Genomic DNA, 19,814 nt, shown 5'->3' with positions numbered 1-19,814 from the left:
CTATGGGTACGATATGGTAACTATTCGTTTATCTCGTGGTGGTTCTAAAAAGCGTCCTTTCTACCAAGTAGTAGTAGCGGACAGCCGTAGCCCTCGCGATGGTCGTTTCATTGAGCGTATTGGATTTTTTAACCCGATTGCTCGTGGTCAAGAAGAAACTTTACGTCTTGACTTGGAACGCGTTGATCATTGGATCTCGCAAGGTGCGCAAACCACTGATCGTGTAAAAAGTTTAATTAAAGACGCTCGTAAAGCGGCTTAATTTGGTGATTTGAGTAAGATATGGCCCAACCAGAAGATAAAATTGTTGTAGGTCGTCTTGGTGCGGTATACGGCATTAAAGGCTGGTTAAAAGTGTCATCTTTTACCGATGAACCCGAAAACATTTTTAGCTACAACCCTTGGACTATCGGAAAAGGTAAGTTGTGGCAAACAGTAAATATTGTCGAGTGGCGTCGACATAACAAAGGACTCATCGTCAAATTAGAAGACGTTGATGTTCGAGAAAAAGCCCAATTGCTAACAGGTATGGATATTTGTGTATCCCCTGAGCAATTTCCAGAATTATCGGAAGATGAATTCTACTGGCGTGATTTAGTTGGTTTATCTGTTGTTAATACAACAGGTTACAATATGGGGACTGTACAGTCTTTATTAGAAACTGGCTCAAATGACGTGTTGGTGGTTAAAGCTAATGCGAATGATGCGTTTTCAATTAATGAGCGTTTAATTCCATTGGTTGAAGACCAAGTCATCAAATCAATTGATTTAGATGCAAAGCAAATTACAGTTGACTGGGACGCGGATTTTTAATTGATGCCAGCATTAAATTGGATTGGGGTGATAAGCCTTTTTCCACAAATGTTTGACGCAATTACCGAATACGGGGTAACAGGTCGGGCTGTAAAAAAAGGCTTGTTTGAGTTTCATCGTTGGAATCCAAGAGATTTTGCCTACGATAAACATAAGACTGTTGATGACAGACCTTATGGTGGCGGACCGGGGATGCTCATGATGGTACAGCCACTGCAAGATGCAATTAGAGCCGCTAAAGCTAAAGCGGGCGAGGGTGTCAAAACGATTTACCTTTCGCCACAAGGCAAAAAGCTGGATCAAAATGCAGTTGCTGAGTTGGCTAAACAACCTAAATTGCTGTTAATTGCTGGTCGCTATGAAGGCGTTGACGAAAGGCTGATTGAAGCTGAAGTTGATGAAGAATGGTCGGTTGGGGATTATGTATTAAGTGGCGGCGAATTGCCTGCCATGACATTAATTGATGCAGTGACCCGTTTAGTACCGGGTGTATTGGGACACGAGTTGTCAGCAGAGCAAGATTCATTTCAAAATGGATTATTGGACTGCCCACATTACACCAGACCGGAGACACTAGACGGTAAAGCAGTACCTGAAGTATTGCTCAGTGGAAATCATAAAAAGATTGATGAGTGGCGATTGCAACAAGCATTAGGCCGGACTTGGTTAAGACGCCCAGACTTAATTGAAACCCTAGCTCTGACTGATGAGCAGCTTGAGTTATTGAAAGCTTTTCAAACTCAAAACGGCAAGAACGGCAGTGCATTCTAGGTAAAGAGGTTTATTATGAGTAAAATCATTCAACAGCTCGAACAAGAGCAAATGACTAAGGAGCTTCCAGCTTTCGCTCCTGGTGATACAGTTGTAGTAAGTGTTAAAGTAAAAGAAGGTGACCGCGAGCGTTTACAGGCTTATGAAGGTGTTGTAATTGCTAAAAGAAATCGTGGCTTAAACTCTTCTTTCACAGTTCGTAAAATGTCTAGTGGCGAAGGTGTGGAGCGTGTGTTCCAATCTTACAGCCCATTAGTTGAGAAAGTTGAAGTTAAGCGTCGTGGTGATGTTCGTCAAGCGAAATTATACTACTTACGTGGCTTAACTGGTAAAGCAGCTCGTATTAAAGAGAAGCTTGCTAAGAAATAATTGGCTGAAAAAGGCTCGCAATTGCGGGCCTTTTTTAATGGCTAATTTAACGTGTTATGCAGTTATCTATTCAGCAAATTAAAAACTTATCTGCCAAAATTCAGCTTGCTTTAGGTGATATTCTATTTGTGAATAATCTCGCACCTGCGCAACATTCCTTCAGTGAAATCGAGCTGATTCGCCAACTGCAAAATCCGCCTTATCAATTATTACCTTGCTATAAATTAGACGATACTTTGGCTTTATTTCAGGTACATTTTATTTTGTATCATAGTTTGTACCAGTTAAAACAAAACTGTGCAGTGCATGGAATTGATTTAGAAATCGGTTTAGCAAAAATAAAAATTGTACCGCGTGCAGAGCAACAAAGTCTGAGTCAAGTTACCCGCCAAGATGAATTACAAACATATTATCTTGATTTAAATCATTTGATTAATACCGAAACTGAAACGGTGAATCAAATGCTGGATGATTTTTGGGCGCAAGTTACCCAACCTCAGTTCACTCCAACCGAAGTAAATCAGGCCCATCATATTTTGCAAACCTCACCGCAAAATGATCAACAAACCATCAAATCAGCTTATAAAAGATTATGTCATTTACACCATCCGGATAAAGGTGGAAAAGTGGCCGATCTACAGCAAATCAACTGGGCTTACCGAGTTATTAAACAGCAAAAATTACAATAATAAGTGTTTGATTATTCAGTGTTATGCTGTAATACTTTAGCAATAAATAACATCTTAATTACACTTTGTTAGCGATTAGGCGAATACAATTTTTTCACTGTCGCTGCCTGTTAGATTATTAAATTGTGGAGCCATCCAATGGAAAAAATTTGGTTAGAGCAATACACCGAAGGTGTGCCGGCAGAGATAAATCCGGATCAATATACCAATCTGATTGACGTTATGGATGAAGCCTGCAAACGTTTTGCAGATAGAACCGCTTTTATAAACATGGGCAAGTCGCTCAGTTATCAGCAGCTTGATCAGGCATCAGATGCTTTTGCCAGTTATTTACAAAACCAACTTAATTTAGGTAAAGGCGATGTAGTAGCTTTAATGATGCCTAATTTATTGCAATATCCAATTGCATTATTTGGTGCATTAAAAGCAGGTTGCACCATTGCCAACGTCAATCCGTTATATACCGCCAGAGAGCTAAAGCATCAGTTAACCGATGCCGGTGTCACCACCATTGTGATTGTTGCCAACTTTGCCAATACCCTTGAAAAAGTGATTGCTGATACTCAAGTTAAAAATGTAATTTTAACGGAACTCGGTGACCAACTTGGCTGTGTAAAAGGTTTTATCGTTAATAAAGTTGTTAAACACATTAAAAAAATGGTGCCAGCGTTTAGTCTGCCAAATGCTATTGCATTTAATCAAGTGATTGAACAAGGTAAAGCAGGGCAGTTTAAACCGGTTGCAATTGAATCTGACGATATTGCTTTTTTACAATACACAGGTGGGACAACCGGTGTCGCTAAAGGCGCTATGTTAACGCATCGCAATATGTTGTCTAACTTATTACAGGCCGCCGCTTGGCTGGATAGCACACTTGAATACGGCAAAGAAACCGTGATTACCGCATTACCGCTTTATCATATTTTCGCCTTGCTTGCTAACTGCCTTAATTTTATGAAATACGGCGCAACCAATGTGTTAATTACTAACCCGCGGGATATGCCTGCTTTTGTAAAAGAGCTGAATAAACATCCATTTACCGCATTAACTGGGGTTAATACCTTATTTAATGGCTTACTCAATGCGAAAGGGTTTGCCGAGGTGGATTTTTCGCACTTTAAATTGGCACTCGGTGGTGGTATGGCAGTGCAGCGTCCAGTGGCAGAGCGCTGGCAAAAAGTAACAGGTACAAGATTATTAGAGGCTTATGGTTTAACCGAATGTTCTCCTGCTGTGACCATTAACCCATTGAATATTAAAGAATATAACGGCTCAATTGGTTTGCCTATCCCGTCAACTGTTTGTCGGGTTGTGGATGATGAAGGCAATGAGCTTGGACCTAATCAGCCAGGTGAATTACAAGTGCAGGGGCCGCAGGTGATGAAAGGTTATTTTAACCGACCAGAAGCCACCGCAGAAGCAATTAAAGATGGCTGGTTTTGCACCGGTGATATGGCGGAATATGACGAAAAAGGGTTTTTCCGTATTGTTGATCGTAAAAAAGATATGATTTTAGTATCTGGTTTTAATGTTTACCCGAATGAAATTGAAGAAGTGGTAGCGATGCACGAAAAAGTGCTGGAAGTTGCTGCGGTTGGCAAAAAAGATGAAGCATCCGGCGAAGTCGTTAAAATTTTTGTGGTTAAAAAAGATCAAAGTTTAACCGAAGCAGAGCTAATCGCCCATTGCAAAGAAAATCTAACCGCTTATAAACGTCCTAAAGCAGTAGAATTTAGAGACGAATTGCCAAAAACCAACGTGGGTAAAATCCTACGCAGAGAATTAAGAGACGATTAATTCCTTTATTTTGGTAGGATTGTAGAAAGCTTGCTCAGTTGCTTAAAATGTCTGCTGAACAAGCTTTTTTTTTAAGGTAAAATCTTTGCCAAATTCCACCAAGAACCAAATCAGCTATGGCATACTGGCTTTTAAAAACCGAACCGGACGAATATTCAATTGATGATCTTGCTAAAGTTGACTCATTTTGCTGGGACGAAATCCGCAACTATCAGGCGCGCAATTTAATTCGTGATCAAATCAAAACCGGCGATTTTGCTTTTATTTATCATAGCTCTTGTAAACAAGTCGGAATTGCAGGCATTGTTGAAATCATCAGTGATGGTGAAATTGAGCAAGCTCAATTTAATCCCGAACACGCTAAATTTGATCCTAAAGCCACCCAAGAAAAACCCAAATGGTATAGTTTTCAGCTTAAATTTAAGCAAAAATTTAACCGGATTATTCCGCTAAGCTGGATTAAACAGCAGCCAGAACTTGAAGATATGGTGCTTTGTAAACAAGGCCGTTTATCGGTTCAGCCAGTCACGCAACCACAATGGCAATTTATTATCGCCCGTGCAAAATAACTCGTAGGAAACCTAAGTGAACGACAGCTTAAATCAAACCAAACAACAAATAGCCGAACTCAGACGTTTATTAGAAGATTATAACTATCAGTATTATGTGCAGGATAATCCAAGTGTACCAGATGCTGAATACGACAGAGTCATGCGCGAATTAATTGCCCTTGAGCAGGCGCACCCTGAGTTTCAAAGCCCGGATTCACCTTCACAAAAAGTAGGCGGACAGGCGCTGAGTGTATTTGAGCAAGTTGAGCACAGAGTACCTATGTTATCGCTTGATAATGTATTTAGTGATGATGAATTAAAAGCGTTTGAACAGCGTATTTTTGACCGGCTCAAAAATAATCAAGCACTTGAATTTAGCTGCGAACCCAAATTAGATGGTTTAGCCATTTCTATTTTGTACCGCAACGGTAAATTGGTGCAGGCTGCCACGCGCGGCGATGGGCGAGTAGGCGAAAATGTCACGGATAATATTAAAACGATTCGTTCAATTCCGCTTAAATTACGCGGCGATAATTTTCCGGCAGAGCTTGAAGTCCGTGGTGAAGTATTTATGCCTAAAGCGGGCTTTGAAAAACTCAATCAACAACAAAAAGAAAACGGCGGTAAAGTTTTTGCCAACCCAAGAAACGCTGCCGCAGGTAGTTTACGTCAGCTCGACTCAAAAATAACCGCAGCCAGACCTTTGGCTTTTTATGCTTATTCTGTAGGGTATTTTGAGCCAGAAGATAATATTGCCAGTTCACATTTTGCGCGCATGATGCAGCTAAAAGACTGGGGTTTACCGGTTTGTCCTGTAATCAAAAAAGTAACAGGCTGCCAGCAACTTGCTGAATATTATCAATGGATTGGCGAACAAAGAAACTCACTCGCTTATGAAATTGATGGTGTTGTTTATAAAGTTGACTCAATTGAACTACAACAAACATTAGGTTTTGTCGCCAGAGCGCCGCGCTGGGCAACTGCTCATAAATTTCCGGCGCAGGAAGAAATCACCCAATTATTAGATGTTGAATTTCAGGTTGGCCGCACCGGGGCAATTACGCCGGTTGCACGTTTACAGCCTGTATCCGTTGGTGGCGTAACCGTTTCAAATGCGACTTTACATAACGCGGATGAAATTGAACGCTTACAAATTAAAATTGGTGATACTGTCATTATTCGCCGAGCTGGTGATGTAATTCCTCAAATTGTTTCGGTTGTAGAAGAAAAACGGGACGATGCAGAGTTAACGGATATTGTTTTTCCAACAGAGTGTCCGGTTTGTGGCTCGCATGTTGAGCGAATTGAAAATGAAGCGGTTACTCGTTGTAGCGGTGGTTTAATTTGTGGTGCTCAACTAAAAGAATCGATTAAACATTTTGCTTCGCGCAAAGCGCTGGATGTTGATGGCTTAGGCAATAAATTGGTGGAAGCTTTTGTTGATTTAGAGATGATAAAAACGCCAGCCGATTTATTTAAGCTCACCGCAGAACAAATTGCTCAAATGGAGCGAATGGGACAAAAATCGGCAGAAAATTTAGTCAATGCTTTAGAAAAAGCGAAACAAACGACACTGGCTAAATTTTTATATTCACTCGGTATTCGTGAAGTAGGCGAAGCAACAGCTAATAATTTAGCATTACATTTTAAGACCTTGGATGCGGTGCAAACTGCAAATTTTGAGCAATTAATTGAAGTAAACGATGTCGGCCAAGTGGTTGCTGAGCATATAGTTTCGTTTTTTGCTGAAGCGCATAACCAAACTGTGATTGAAGATTTATTAGCTGCTGGTATTAACTGGCCACAAATCGAAGTGGTTTCAGCCGACGAACAACCATTAAAAGACAAAATCTTTGTTTTAACTGGTACCTTAAGCACGATGGGACGTAACGATGCTAAAGCTTATTTGCAAGGTTTAGGGGCAAAAGTAACCGGCAGTGTATCGGCTAAAACAGATTATTTAGTGGCAGGTGAAAGCGCAGGTTCAAAGTTAACCAAAGCTCAGGATTTAGGGATTGAGATATTAACCGAAGATGATTTAACCGCACTGTTAACCGAACATGGTGTGCTTTAAATTTAATTTGGGAAGCTAACACTTTACGCGGCGCGGCCTACAATTATTGGGTATAACGGTAGGCCGGTTTAGCTGCCAGAATAGCAAATTTAACTGTTGTTATTTTGCTAAAAACTCGCTACGTGTACTTGGGTTGGTTTTAAACAAGCCACCTAAAGCTGTCGTTTGGGTTTTTGAACTCATATCCATAATACCGCGTGCTTTAACACAATAATGAGTTGCTTTAATACTGACGGCTACATTATCGGTTTCAAGCAAGGTTTGTAGCGCAACTAAAATTTGTTGAGTTAATCTTTCTTGAACTTGTGGACGGCGGGCAAAAAACTTAACAATCCGGTTTATTTTCGACAATCCAATGACTTTTCCTGCGGGAATATAAGCTACTTTAGCAAGTCCATCTATGGTAATAAAATGGTGTTCACAGGTGCTGTTAACGGCGATTTCGTCCACCTTAATCATTTCATCCACTTGCATTTTATTTTCAATGGTGGTGATTTTTGGAAACTGTGTGTAATCCAAACCACTAAAAATTTCTTCAACGTACATTTTGGCAATACGTTTTGGTGTATCGGCTAAACTATCGTCTGTTAAATCCAGCTCAAGCGTTTGCAAAACCTGAGTCATTAGCTGCTCAATGGTTTCAATCTTTTGAGTGCTGCTTAGTTTAGGCTCAACACTTGGGGTTTCTAATTTGTGTTCAATTAATGCTTTTTGTACGAGTTTAGCCTCATTACTTAGCATAATGTACTCCGTTCAATCTTAGGTAATGCTAACTTGCTTTTACAGGTTATTTAGCCTGAATAGGGCTTAAAAATTCAGGTTACTTATAAAAATATTCAATTACGTAATATACAACAAGTCGGGCAGATTGGATCTAAAAAAATTCATAAATGAGTTGAAAGCTTATCAAGCAGCAGAATAAAAGCAGGCAGGAAAATACCCTGTTTAGCTTAATTTAGCTTAAACAGGGTAGGCGATTATTTTTTATCATCCGGTAGGGTAACGTTAAGTTCCAACACAGATAAATCATCTTCATTTTGTTCAAGCTGAACAGAAATCGCGTCAGGATCGATATTGTCGTAATACTTACGAATAACTTCCAAAATATCTTTTTCCATTTCGCTTAGCATATTGCTTGAACTGTCTGCCCGGCGGCGCTGGGCAACAATTATTTGCAGGCGCTCTTTGGCTTGCGAGGCTGCGGTTTGTTTCTTTGGTTTAAAATAACTCAGTAGCGACATAATCCTTTAACCTCCGAATAAACGTTTGAAAATACCCTTTTTCTCTTCCTCAATAAAACGGAAATCAATTTTATTTCCTAATAAACGTTCTATCGTATCAAGGTAAGCTTGTCCGGCATCACTTTGTTCGTCCAAAATAACGGGTTCGCCCAAGTTAGAAGCACGTAATACAGCTTGAGATTCAGGAATTACCCCAATGAGTTTAATCGCTAAAATCTCTTTTACATCTTCCACACTTAACATATCACCTCGTTCAACCCGACCTGGGTTATAACGGGTTAATAATAAATGCTCTTTTACCGGATCTTTACCGTCTTCTGCGCGGCGCGATTTAGAGGCTAAAATACCTAAAATTCGGTCAGAGTCACGTACAGACGAAACTTCTGGGTTGGTCACCACAATGGCTTCATCAGCAAAATAAAGTGCCATTAATGCACCGGCTTCAATCCCTGCGGGTGAGTCACAAATAATATAATCAAATGTTTTTGATAATTCATTTAATACTTTTTCAACGCCTTCGCGGGTTAAAGCATCTTTATCACGAGTTTGTGAGGCCGGTAAAATATATAAACCATCAACACGTTTGTCTTTTATTAGTGTTTGGTTGAGGTTTGATTCGCCATTAATCACATTAACAAAATCGTATACTACGCGGCGCTCTACGCCCATAATTAAGTCAAGGTTACGTAAACCAATATCAAAGTCGATAATCACAGTTTTGTGGCCTTTTAATGCCAGTCCTGTACCAATTGCCGCACTCGATGTAGTTTTACCTACGCCGCCTTTACCTGAGGTAACAACAATAATTCGAGCCATTGCTCACTCCCTAACTAAATTTCTAAATCGGAAACGGCCAATTGCTCGCCGTCTAAAAATACAAAACCAGCGCCATCACAGCTTTGTTGCTGAAGCTGTTCGCTGGTCCAATAATGACCATTAATACTCACTAATTCTGCTTCTAATTTATTGGCAAAAATTCGTGCCGATGAGTCGCCTTGTGCACCTGCAATCGCGCGGCCTCTGAGCGATCCATAAACGTGTATGTTACCATCTGCAATAACTTCTGCGCCATGGCTAACCGCACCTATAATCACTAAATCTGTATCGCGAGCATAAATTTGCTGACCAGAGCGCAAATTTTGACGCACAATTTTAGCTGGCATATAAGATGGCACTTTTACTTCAACCGGTACTTCAACTCTTTCGTATCTTACTTGAGTTTTGCCATCGGCACTGGTTTTAGTTTGCGGAGCAGATGATTTAGACTCAGTTAAACAAGCTAAACCGGCTGCTTTAGCGGCTATTTTTTGTTGCTCAGTTGCACCAGACACACCCACTGCAACTAATTCCAACGCCTCAATTTGTTGTTTTAAAGCGCTAAAATCAAGCTCAAGATCATCACCTAATTGAGCAATATTAATTACAATAGGTGCCATTTTAAAAAACGAAGGAGCTTGCTGTATTTTAGCAGAAAGGGCTTGGATAATTTCGGCGACGTCGCCATTTTGAATATGCAGTACAGATAAAGTAAAACTGCTGCCTTTTAATTCAATTTTTGATTCAGACATAAATTTTTATAAGAATTTTTAATAATCAGCTTTGCAACTCAAATTGATTTATTTTTTGCGGATAAAACAATTTGGTATAAGTGTAATAACGGCATGTTATAGCGCGCTTTATGCGAACGCAAGTATTTATCTCTTTATAGATAGGTTATTTTAAGGCAAGATGAGCGGTTATAAAAACTTGCTGATAAAAAGCAAATTTAAGATCAAATTTTAGAAGGTGAAAACTGTGCTTTGTGCTGTTTATAAAAGTAGACGATTAGAAGATAGCTATTTATATGTTCGTGAGCGGGATAAATTTGGTGATGTGCCGGAGCCTTTATTAGAAAAATTTGGTGCGCCGGAATTTGTATTAGTTCTCAACTTAGCCAAACGCACCTCGCTCGCTATTGCAGACATTGATAAGGTAAAAGCTGAACTGCTGGCAAAAGGTTTCTTTTTGCAAATGCCGCCGCCAAAAGAAAACCTGTTAGACGAGCACAAAGCCATCTTAAAAAAACAAGGAAAACAAGTGAATGAATAAACTCATTAAAGCCGCTTTAGTTGCCGCAGGGTTAAGTTTTGGTCCGGCGTATGCCCAAACTGACTTTACTGCCGATGAAGCCCACTTTAACCAGTTTGTTGCTGACTTAAAAGCAGAAGCCATTGAAAAAGGCTACGACACAAATATGGTTGAGCAAGCTTTCGCAGATATTAAATTTAAACCAAAAGTGATTGCAGCCGACCGAGGCCAGCCAGAATTTGTAGAAACATTAGAAACTTATCTAGCTAAACGAGTGACCGACTGGACAGTTAAAAAAGCGCGCGAAGAATATAAAAATCATAAAGATTTATTAGACAAAATTGGTGAAAAATACGGCGTGCAACCACGCTTTATTGTTGCTTTGTGGGCACTTGAAAGTGGCTTTGGTAAATATCAGGGTACCATGCCAGTGATTTCATCATTAGTAACATTAAGTTACGACAAACGCCGCAGCGCTTTTTTTAAAGCGCAATTATGGGATGCATTAGACATAGTTAAAAATGGCGATGCCAGCCTTGAACAACTAAAAGGCTCATGGGCAGGCGCGATTGGCCAGGTACAATTTATCCCAAGCTCATTTAAAGCCTATGCGGTCGATTTTGATGGTGACGGCATTAAAGACGTTTGGAAAAACAAAGCCGATGTATTTGCCAGTGCAGCTAATTATTTAAGCTCAGAAGGCTGGAATAATGACCTCACTTGGGGACGCCAAGTAAAAGTGCCGGAAAACTTTAATTTTGATTATGCTATTCCAACCAAAACAAACGGTCGTAGCGCATGGTTAAAAAGCTGGCAAGAAACCCAAGCGAGTTTAAGTGAATGGCAAAAACGTGGTGTGCGCCGAATGGATGGCAGCGATTTACCTGTTGTTGATATTGAAGCAGCAATGGTACAGCCAGACGGACCAAAAGGACGCATTTATTTAGCTTACGATAACTACAAAGTCTTAATGCACTGGAACCGTTCTTATTATTTTGTATCGTCAGTTGGTGTATTAGCCGATCGCATTGGTTACCCAGCCATTAAATAACGCCTAATTAAACCTCAGCTAAGTAGCTTGAGCATAAATGGTCTGTTAAAATAGCGTTTTAACAGACCATTTTTATTTTAAGACCTACTTATGACACAGCAAGCACCATTTTGGCAAACCAAAACACTGGAACAAATGACTCGCAGCGAATGGGAACAAATTTGTGACGGTTGCGGCAAGTGTTGCCTGCATAAATTTATTGCTGATGATCAAGTAGAAGATTTAGAAACCACCCACCAGATCCACGACGGCGAAACGCTCGAATACACTAACATAGTATGCCAGTACGTAAATGATAAAACCTGCGGCTGCACGGTTTACGACAAGCGTCGTAAATTAGTACCAGATTGTGTAGAACTTACCCCTAAAAATTTAGACGACATTTTTTACATGCCACCCAGTTGCAGCTACCGTAGATTAGAAGAAGGCAAAGGGTTACCAAGCTGGCACCCACTGCTTAATAAAGGTAAAAAAGCTAAAATGCATCAAGCAGGCATGTCTATTCGCGGAAAAGTAATTAAAGATAACGAAGTCGATTTAGATTTTTTTGAAGACTATATTGTTGTCTGGCCGCTGAATGAAATAGAGTAATATCGACTGTGAATAACAGGGGAGTTACTTAGCAAAGTGTGAACCTCAGGTTGTTTTAATGATGCTGATTACAACTATTAAATTAATACTTTACCCCGCCGTATGTAGGTGAAAACAAAAAGCCCGCCATTTTTGTGGCGGGCTTTTTAGATTTCATTTCTCGAGTAAATAATTAATCGATGCTACGTAATAATTCGTTAATACCTACTTTAGAGCGTGTTTTTTCGTCAACTTTTTTAACGATTACCGCTGCATATAAGCTGTAAGTACCACATTTTGATGGTAATGAACCAGATACAACAACAGAGCCAGCTGGTACGCGGCCATAAGTTACTTCACCTGTTTCACGGTCAAAGATTTTAGTGCTTTGGCCAATGTAAACACCCATTGAGATGACTGAGCCTTCTTCAACCACAACACCTTCTACGATTTCAGAGCGAGCACCGATAAAACAGTTATCTTCGATAATAGTTGGGTTTGCTTGTAATGGCTCTAAAACACCACCAATACCAACACCACCAGATAAGTGAACGTTTTTACCGATTTGTGCACATGAACCCACAGTTGCCCAGGTATCAACCATTGAGCCTTCGTCAACATACGCGCCAATGTTTACGTAAGATGGCATTAATACTGTGTTTTTAGCAATAAATGAACCTTTACGAACTGCCGCAGGTGGTACAACCCGTACGCCGTCAGCTTTAAATTGCTCAGCTGTGTAGCTTGCGTATTTCATATCTACTTTGTCGTAGTATTGAGTTTCGCCGCCAGCAATTGGTGCATTGTCACGAATACGGAAAGACAATAAAACTGCTTTTTTAAGCCATTGATGAACAACCCATTCACCCGAAATTTTTTCTGCAACGCGGGCTTTACCGCTATCTAATAATGCAACTGCTTCTTCTACAGCACTTTTAACTTCTGCTGTAACTGTTGCTGGGGTAATTTCAGCGCGGTTTTCAAATGCGCTTTCAATGATAGTTTTAATATCAGACATAACTTATCTCTTGTTTGAAGGATTAATTTGTAATGCTGCTCTGAGTTCATCAGCAACTGTTGACTTTTCATCATCAGTTAATGGCTCACCGCTTTTATTGGTTAATACGAAAAAGTCTTCAGCTCTTTCGCCAATCGTTGCAACTTTAGCAGCATGGATCGTAATATTGTTATTAAAAAACACTCTGCCAATTTTAACCAGTAAACCTGGGGTATCAAGTGCTTCTAGCTCCATTCGGCTCCGTTTGTCGTTTTTATGTTCAACCCAAGTAATTGTTGTGGGTATTTGGAACGGTTTGATCAAACGAGGGATACGATTTGGTACACTTGGCTCGGACTGTGACTTGGTTGCTTCTTTAACCGCATCCTGAATATCTTTAAAGCGTTTTTTGGCTGCTTGATTACCGTCATCTTCTAATACAATAAAAGTATCCATTGCATAACCGTCTTTGGTATTCATGATGATTGCATCGTGAATATTGAAATTTTTACGGTCAAGGGATGAACAGATACTGGCAAATAAATAATCTTGGTCTTTATGAAATACAAATACCGCAGTGCCGCCCGGATGGATCTCGTTACTGATCCCAACGACTAACTTATCTGTAGCTGTTTTTAAAATGGACTGGGTATGCCATGCAATTTGTTCTGAGTTATAACGCAGAAAATATTCCGGCGGAAATGTCTGCCAAAGCTGATTGATTTCTGCTGAAGTAAATTTAGAGTTAGTTAACAGCTCAAATGCATCTTGACGTCTTTCTTGCTCTTGAACTTCGTTACTTTCCGGTTTTTCTAAACCACTGCGTAGCGCATTTAATGTGCCGATATAGAGCTGTTTTAATAAAGATGCTTTCCATTCGTTTAACAGTGTTGAGTTAGTTGCTCGAATATCTGCTAAGGTTAGGGCGTATAATAAATTCAAATGGGTTTCATCGTAAATTCGGTCACAAAAATCAGCAATAACTTCTGGATCGTTTATATCTTTACGCTGAGCAACAACCGACATTAACAGATGGTTTTCAACCAGCCAAGCGACTAAATCTGTATTACTTTCAGATACTTCGTGCAGTCTACAAAAATCGCGCACAGCCTCGCTGCCAAGCTCTGAATGGTCGCCGCCTTTACCTTTACAAATATCATGATAAATAGCGGCAATATATAACAGTTCCAGCTTAGGAAAGTTATTACAGATTGAGGTGCAGCGTGGGAAATCGTCTTTGTATTCAGCTTGGGTATACCTAAATACATTGCGGACAACCCGATAAGTATGTTCATCTACCGTATAGCTGTGAAATAAATCAAACTGCATTAAACCAACAATATGCGCCCAGTCGTGTGAATAAACGGCCATAACGCCATGTTTGTGCATAAGCTGCCAGCTTAATCCAAAAAAGTTAGGGTGCTTTAATAGCTCCATAAATATTTTACGGCAGCTTTCAAGCTGGCAAAGTTCAAGCGTTTCGTATTTACGTCTGGCATTTCTGAGCAAACGTAATGTACTTGAGTGAATCCCTGTAATACCTTTGGCGTTAGCTATGGTTAAAAACATATTTAACACACCGGCAGGCATTTCAAAAACTTCTTCATGACGGGCTAATAATAAGCCATTGGTAATTTCAAAATCTTCGGATAGTTTTTTTCGTTTCCACGGGCGAAAACGAATCACAAATTCATCCGCAAAATATTGTAATAATACCTGATTAAGCTCAGCGACTCGGCGAACCATCACAAAAAAACGTTTCATCATGGTTTCAACGGCGGCTTTGTTATCGCCATAACCTAATAAATTGGCAACTTCTGGCTGGTATTCAAATAACAAGCGGTTTTCACTACGTCCAGCGGCCATGTGTAGGGCAAATCGCATGTGCCATAAAAACTCGCGGCAGTCTTGTAATTCGCGTAGTTCCTCTGCAGTCATAAAATCTTTTTTAACTAACTGATCGCCATCAAATACTTTGTAGTGTTTTTTGGCTATCCAGCCAATGTTTTGAATATCACGTAAACAGCCGGGGTTTTCTTTTAAGTTGGGTTCTAAGTTGTAGCTGGTATCGTGGAATTTTTTATGACGGGCTTGCTGTTCTTCTACTTTAGCTTTGTAAAATTTAACACTGGGCCAGAAACGTTTGCTGCTGATTTTTTCGTTTAACTGGTTAAAAACCTCTTTATCGCCAATTAATAAACGCGATTCGAGCAAGTTAGTGGCAATCGTGATGTCTTCCTGAGCCAGTTGAATAGTCTCTTTGACGGTTCTAACACTTTGTCCTATATCTAACCCTAGATCCCACAATGCGGTGACAAATTGACTAACTTGTTGCTGGCACTCGGTATCAATCGGGTTAGCGGATAAAATTAATAAATCTATATCTGAATGCAGATTTAAATGACCACGGCCATAACCGCCAACAGCACATAAGCATAGCTGACAAGCTTGATCCAATTTTAATATTTGCCACATTCGCTGAATCAGTTTGTCAACATAAAATGCTCTGCCAAGTACCAGTTTAGAAATCGGTTGTTGGGTAAAGCTGCTGATTAACCATTCATGGTATTCGTCTACCAGTTCCCTTAATGCGCTAATATTATCTAACGAATCAATGTTTTTAATTTTTTCTATATAAAATTGATGACTGCTCACTATGCTCACTTTGCTGTTGTTAGAATTATCTAATCCGTGGAATGGTTTCTTCTTCTCTGAGGGTCAAAATTTCACACCCTGTTTCAGTCACAAGCAGAGTATGTTCCCATTGGGCACTCAGGCTACGATCTTTTGTAATCACAGTCCAGTCATCTTTTAACAATTTTGTCTGGCGCTTACCGGCATTAACCATAGGTTCAATGGTTAAACACATACCTGCTTCCAACACAGGACCTGTTCCGGGTTTTCCATAATGCAGTACTTGTGGATCTTCATGAAAATCTTGCCCTATGCCATGTCCGCAGTATTCACGTACAATCGAAAAGCCTTCGGCTTCGGCATGTTTTTGAATAGCATGACCAATATCCCCTAAATAAACACCGGGTTTTACCATATCAATGGCTAAATACAGGCATTCCTGAGTATTTTGCATTAAACGCTCAGCTAAACGGGTTTTTAAGCTTGAAGGCCCAACTAAAAACATTTTGCTGGTATCGCCGTGATAACCATTTATATGTTTATCATCTGGTGAATTTTCATCGTAGCGAACGGTCACATCAATATTAATAATGTCGCCATCTTTTAATGTTTTTTCAGCAGGAATCCCATGACAAACAACATGGTTAACTGACGTACAAATCGATTTAGGAAAACCGTGATAATTCAGCGGAGCAGGGTACGCTTTTAGTTTTTCAGTAATATATTCGTGACAAATGCGATCTAAAGTTTCAGTAGTTACCCCTTTTTTTACAAAAGGACCAATCATTTCAAGCACTTCGGCAGCCATTTTGCCGGCTACACGCATTTTTTCAATTTCTTCTGGGGTTTTAATAATTGCAGTCAATTTTGCGCCTCAATCGTTTTTTTACGACAACAGTCTATTTAAAAATTGTTGTTTTAGGCTGCTTATGGTATAAAGCGCGCCGACAATACGCAAATGAATTGTCAAAACAATTTTTAATTAACCACACACACATGCTGCAACGTTGTCCGGGGTGCCTGCTTTTTAGCCGGTCGGATACAGCGGGTATGTGGAGGCTCAACCCCAATTTAAATGAGGAATATTATGCCAAACGTTTCAATGCGCGACATGCTTAAAGCCGGTGTTCACTTTGGTCACCAAACCCGTTACTGGGAACCAAAAATGAAACCTTACATTTTTGGTGCGCGAAACAAAATTCATATCATCAACCTTGAAAAAACAGTACCTTTATTTAACCAAGCTTTAACTGAGTTATCTAAAGTTGCTTCACGTAAAGGTAAAATCTTATTCGTTGGTACTAAACGTGCTGCTGGTGAGTCAGTTAAAGAAGCTGCTTTAAAATGTGACCAGTATTACGTTAACCATCGTTGGTTAGGTGGTATGTTGACTAACTGGAAAACAGTTCGTCAATCAATCAAGCGTCTTAAAGATCTTGAAACTCAAAGCCAAGACGGTACATTTGACAAGTTAACTAAAAAAGAAGCTTTAATGTTAACTCGTGAAATGGAAAAATTAGAGTTAAGCCTTGGCGGTATCAAAAACATGGGCGGCTTACCAGACGCTATTTTTGTTATTGATGCTGATCACGAGCACATTGCAATTAAAGAAGCTAACAACTTAGGTATCCCAGTGATTTCTGTAGTTGATACAAACTCTAACCCAGACGGTGTTGATTTTGTAATTCCAGGTAACGATGACGCTATCCGTGCTATCCAACTTTACTTAAACGCAGCTGCAGACGCAGTTAACGAAGGTAAAGAGAACAACTTGGAAGCTCAAGCAGAAAAAGACGGTTTCGTAGAAACTGAATAATTCTGTTGTAACACTGGAATGTCATATTTAAAACAGGGGCTTTAGCCCCTGTTTATTAAGATACGTAACCAGATAAGTAAACGGCGAATATTTAACGAGGATTAATCAAAATGGCAATTACTGCTGCTCTAGTAAAAGAACTTAGAGAGCGCACTGGCGCTGGCATGATGGATTGTAAAAAAGCATTAGTTGAAACTGATGGCGATATTGAATTAGCAATCGAAAACATGCGTAAAAACGGCCAAGCGAAAGCTGCTAAAAAAGCAGGTAACATCGCGGCTGAAGGTACAATTATTATCAAACAAAAAGACGGTGTTGCTGCATTAGTTGAAGTAAACTGTCAAACTGACTTCGTAGCAAAAGATGGTAACTTCTTAGCATTTGCTAACCAAGTTGCAGATGCTGCGATTGCTGAGCAATTAAGTGTTGAAGCGTTACAAGCTAAATTTGACGAAACACGTGTTGCTTTAATTGCAAAAATTGGTGAAAACATCAATATCCGTCGTGTAGCATACGTTGAAGGTTCTGCTTTAGCTAGCTATACACACGGTGAGCGTATTGGTGTTGTTGTTTCAGGTTCTGGCGAAGCTGAGACTTTAAAACACGTTGCAATGCACGTTGCTGCAAGTAAGCCAGAGTTCGTAAACCCTGAAGATGTACCTGCTGAAGTAGTAGAAAAAGAACAGGCAATCCAAATTGAAATCGCGATGAATGAAGGTAAACCTCAAGAAATCGCTGAAAAAATGGTAGCTGGTCGTATGAAGAAATTCACTGGTGAAGTTTCTTTAACGGGTCAAGCTTTCATCATGGAGCCTAAGCAAACTGTAGGTCAAATGCTTAAAGAGAAAGGCGCAAGCGTTTCTTCTTTTGTTCGCTTAGAAGTAGGCGAAGGTATTGAGAAAAAAGCAGAAGACTTTGCTGCTGAAGTAGAAGCTCAAATGGCTGCTGCTAGAGGCCAATAAGTTTTACCTGATAAGCCGCGCTGGTCGCGGCTTCTTTTTGCCAACCAATTTTTGCCAACTAATGGAAATGAATATGAATCCTAAAACTGAATATCGTCGAGTATTATTAAAGTTAAGTGGTGAAGCCTTAATGGGTGACGAGGGCTTTGGAATAGACCCTAAAATTTTAGATCGCATGGCTCAGGAAATTAAAGAGCTTGTCGAATATGGCGTTCAAGTTGGGATCGTAATTGGTGGTGGTAATTTATTCCGTGGTGCTGGTCTTGCTAAAGCCGGAATGAACAGAGTAGTCGGCGATCACATGGGTATGTTAGCAACCACAATGAATGGTTTAGCAATGAGAGATGCTTTGCATCGTGCCTATGTGAATGCTCGTCTTATGTCTGCAATTGAATTAACCGGTGTCTGTGATACATATAACTGGGCAGAAGCGATTAGTTTATTAAAAGCAGGTAAAGTCGTTATTTTTGCAGCAGGTACAGGTAATCCGTTTTTCACAACTGATTCGGCTGCATGTTTACGTGGCATCGAAATCGAAGCCGATGCAGTATTAAAAGCCACTAAAGTAGATGGTGTGTATTCTGACGATCCTGAAAAAAATCCAGAAGCAACTTTATATAATCAGTTAAGCTATCAGGAAGTGTTAGAAAAAGAATTAAAAGTAATGGATTTAGCTGCATTTACTTTAGCTAGAGACCATAGCTTGCCTATTCGTGTATTTAACATGAATAAGCCTGGCGCGCTTCGTCGTGTTATTATGGGTGAAACTGAAGGCACATTAATTGATCACTCAGAAAATTTAGAAGCCATTAATTAATTATTATTAGGAAGCATTGCCATGTTAAATGACATTCAAAAAGACGCCAAAGAGCGCATGGGTAAAAGCGTTGATGCATTAAAAAATCAACTGGCTAAAATTCGCACCGGTCGTGCACACCCTAGTTTATTAGATACGATTATGGTTCCTTATTATGGTGTGGATACACCATTAAATCAGGTTGGTAACGTAACGGTTGATGACTCACGTACATTAGCTGTGAGTGTATTTGATAAGAGTTTAATTCAGGCGGTTGAAAAAGCGATTTTAACTTCTGATTTAGGTTTAAACCCTTCTTCTGCAGGTACTATGATCCGTATTCCATTACCACCATTGACAGAAGAGCGCCGTAAAGACTTAATTAAAGTGGTACGTGCTGAAGCCGAAGGTGGCCGGGTTGCTATTCGTAATATTCGTCGTGATGCAAACTCTGATGTGAAGTCTTTATTAAAAGATAAAGAAATTTCTGAAGATGAAGCTAAAAAATCAGAAGACGAAATCCAAAAAATTACCAACGAATTTATCAAGCAAGTAGATGCAGTATTAGCTGATAAAGAAAAAGAATTATTAGAAATATAATAAATAAAGCGCCTGT

General features: G+C 39.8%; 22 protein-coding genes. 15 read left to right on the top strand and 7 right to left on the bottom strand.

Annotated elements, in window-relative coordinates; all coding sequences use genetic code 11:
- The first annotated feature begins 13 nt into the window (after positions 1-13).
- The 8 genes from rpsP (at position 14) to ligA (ending at position 7,064) form a co-directional block, all read left to right on the top strand.
- Positions 14-262: a 30S ribosomal protein S16 gene (gene rpsP, locus N7931_RS08965; protein WP_262793495.1), complete on the top strand. Its 249-nt coding sequence runs from the start codon at positions 14-16 to the stop codon at positions 260-262.
- A 20-nt stretch (positions 263-282) separates the two neighbouring features.
- Entirely contained in the window at positions 283-813 is a 531-nt protein-coding gene (rimM, locus tag N7931_RS08960; RefSeq protein ID WP_262793493.1) for a ribosome maturation factor RimM, read from the top strand.
- A 3-nt stretch (positions 814-816) separates the two neighbouring features.
- The gene (gene trmD / locus N7931_RS08955; RefSeq protein WP_262793491.1) at positions 817-1,584 is read left to right on the top strand and encodes a tRNA (guanosine(37)-N1)-methyltransferase TrmD; all 768 of its coding nucleotides are present in this window, start codon (positions 817-819) and stop codon (positions 1,582-1,584) included.
- A 12-nt stretch (positions 1,585-1,596) separates the two neighbouring features.
- Positions 1,597-1,953 (top strand): 50S ribosomal protein L19, encoded by a 357-nt coding sequence (gene rplS / locus N7931_RS08950; protein WP_316250573.1) that lies wholly within the window; start codon positions 1,597-1,599, stop codon positions 1,951-1,953.
- A gap of 56 nt (positions 1,954-2,009) precedes the next feature.
- The gene (locus tag N7931_RS08945) at positions 2,010-2,642 is read left to right on the top strand and encodes a DNA-J related domain-containing protein (protein ID WP_262793489.1); all 633 of its coding nucleotides are present in this window, start codon (positions 2,010-2,012) and stop codon (positions 2,640-2,642) included.
- Between the two features lie 138 nt (positions 2,643-2,780).
- Positions 2,781-4,439, top strand: coding sequence for a long-chain-fatty-acid--CoA ligase FadD (fadD, locus tag N7931_RS08940; protein WP_262793488.1), 1,659 nt, complete (start codon positions 2,781-2,783; stop codon positions 4,437-4,439).
- Positions 4,440-4,555: 116 nt separating this feature from the next.
- Entirely contained in the window at positions 4,556-5,008 is a 453-nt protein-coding gene (locus N7931_RS08935; protein WP_262793487.1) for an EVE domain-containing protein, read from the top strand.
- 16 nt (positions 5,009-5,024) lie between these two features.
- Positions 5,025-7,064 (top strand): NAD-dependent DNA ligase LigA, encoded by a 2,040-nt coding sequence (gene ligA / locus N7931_RS08930; RefSeq protein WP_262793486.1) that lies wholly within the window; start codon positions 5,025-5,027, stop codon positions 7,062-7,064.
- Between the two features lie 99 nt (positions 7,065-7,163).
- Here ligA and folE read toward each other — a convergent pair whose 3' ends face one another.
- The 4 genes from folE to minC form a co-directional block, all read right to left on the bottom strand.
- A complete protein-coding gene (gene folE, locus N7931_RS08925) occupies positions 7,164-7,805 on the bottom strand; it encodes a GTP cyclohydrolase I FolE (protein ID WP_262793485.1) in 642 nt (213 codons plus the stop codon).
- 236 nt (positions 7,806-8,041) lie between these two features.
- Positions 8,042-8,305, bottom strand: a complete 264-nt coding sequence (minE, locus tag N7931_RS08920) for a cell division topological specificity factor MinE (protein WP_262793483.1) — start codon at positions 8,303-8,305, stop codon at positions 8,042-8,044.
- Positions 8,306-8,311: 6 nt separating this feature from the next.
- Entirely contained in the window at positions 8,312-9,121 is an 810-nt protein-coding gene (minD, locus tag N7931_RS08915) for a septum site-determining protein MinD (RefSeq protein ID WP_262793482.1), read from the bottom strand.
- 14 nt (positions 9,122-9,135) lie between these two features.
- The gene (gene minC, locus N7931_RS08910; RefSeq protein ID WP_262793480.1) at positions 9,136-9,873 is read right to left on the bottom strand and encodes a septum site-determining protein MinC; all 738 of its coding nucleotides are present in this window, start codon (positions 9,871-9,873) and stop codon (positions 9,136-9,138) included.
- 226 nt (positions 9,874-10,099) lie between these two features.
- On the opposite strand from minC, the gene N7931_RS08905 reads away from it, so the two are divergent.
- From N7931_RS08905 to N7931_RS08895, 3 genes are all read left to right on the top strand, one after another.
- Positions 10,100-10,393, top strand: a complete 294-nt coding sequence (locus N7931_RS08905) for a YcgL domain-containing protein (RefSeq protein ID WP_262793479.1) — start codon at positions 10,100-10,102, stop codon at positions 10,391-10,393.
- Positions 10,386-11,423: a lytic transglycosylase domain-containing protein gene (locus tag N7931_RS08900; protein WP_262793478.1), complete on the top strand. Its 1,038-nt coding sequence runs from the start codon at positions 10,386-10,388 to the stop codon at positions 11,421-11,423. Before N7931_RS08905 ends, N7931_RS08900 begins: the two co-directional genes overlap by 8 nt.
- Positions 11,424-11,513: 90 nt before the next feature.
- Complete coding sequence (locus tag N7931_RS08895; protein WP_262793477.1) at positions 11,514-12,014, top strand: YcgN family cysteine cluster protein; 501 nt, start codon at positions 11,514-11,516, stop codon at positions 12,012-12,014.
- 172 nt (positions 12,015-12,186) lie between these two features.
- On the opposite strand, the gene dapD is transcribed toward N7931_RS08895, so the two are convergent.
- Genes dapD through map form a run of 3 tightly spaced genes read right to left on the bottom strand, consistent with a single transcriptional unit; the run spans position 12,187 to position 16,489 of the window.
- Positions 12,187-13,011: a 2,3,4,5-tetrahydropyridine-2,6-dicarboxylate N-succinyltransferase gene (gene dapD, locus N7931_RS08890; protein WP_262793475.1), complete on the bottom strand. Its 825-nt coding sequence runs from the start codon at positions 13,009-13,011 to the stop codon at positions 12,187-12,189.
- Between the two features lie 3 nt (positions 13,012-13,014).
- Complete coding sequence (glnD, locus tag N7931_RS08885; protein ID WP_262793473.1) at positions 13,015-15,645, bottom strand: [protein-PII] uridylyltransferase; 2,631 nt, start codon at positions 15,643-15,645, stop codon at positions 13,015-13,017.
- A 25-nt stretch (positions 15,646-15,670) separates the two neighbouring features.
- A complete protein-coding gene (gene map, locus N7931_RS08880; protein WP_262793472.1) occupies positions 15,671-16,489 on the bottom strand; it encodes a type I methionyl aminopeptidase in 819 nt (272 codons plus the stop codon).
- A 222-nt stretch (positions 16,490-16,711) separates the two neighbouring features.
- Between map and rpsB the strand changes: the two genes are divergently transcribed.
- The 4 genes from rpsB (at position 16,712) to frr (ending at position 19,798) form a co-directional block, all read left to right on the top strand.
- The gene (gene rpsB / locus N7931_RS08875; protein WP_262793471.1) at positions 16,712-17,440 is read left to right on the top strand and encodes a 30S ribosomal protein S2; all 729 of its coding nucleotides are present in this window, start codon (positions 16,712-16,714) and stop codon (positions 17,438-17,440) included.
- Between the two features lie 110 nt (positions 17,441-17,550).
- A complete protein-coding gene (gene tsf / locus N7931_RS08870; RefSeq protein WP_262793469.1) occupies positions 17,551-18,402 on the top strand; it encodes a translation elongation factor Ts in 852 nt (283 codons plus the stop codon).
- A 67-nt stretch (positions 18,403-18,469) separates the two neighbouring features.
- On the top strand, positions 18,470-19,219 hold the full coding sequence (pyrH, locus tag N7931_RS08865; protein ID WP_262793559.1) for a UMP kinase: 750 nt from the start codon (positions 18,470-18,472) through the stop codon (positions 19,217-19,219).
- A 21-nt stretch (positions 19,220-19,240) separates the two neighbouring features.
- Positions 19,241-19,798, top strand: a complete 558-nt coding sequence (gene frr / locus N7931_RS08860; RefSeq protein ID WP_262793468.1) for a ribosome recycling factor — start codon at positions 19,241-19,243, stop codon at positions 19,796-19,798.
- The last annotated feature ends 16 nt before the right edge of the window (positions 19,799-19,814 follow it).

It is taken from the genome of Catenovulum sp. 2E275 (assembly GCF_025515275.1).
Classification (GTDB): domain Bacteria; phylum Pseudomonadota; class Gammaproteobacteria; order Enterobacterales; family Alteromonadaceae; genus Catenovulum.
This window is presented reverse-complemented; position numbering and strand designations above follow the sequence as displayed.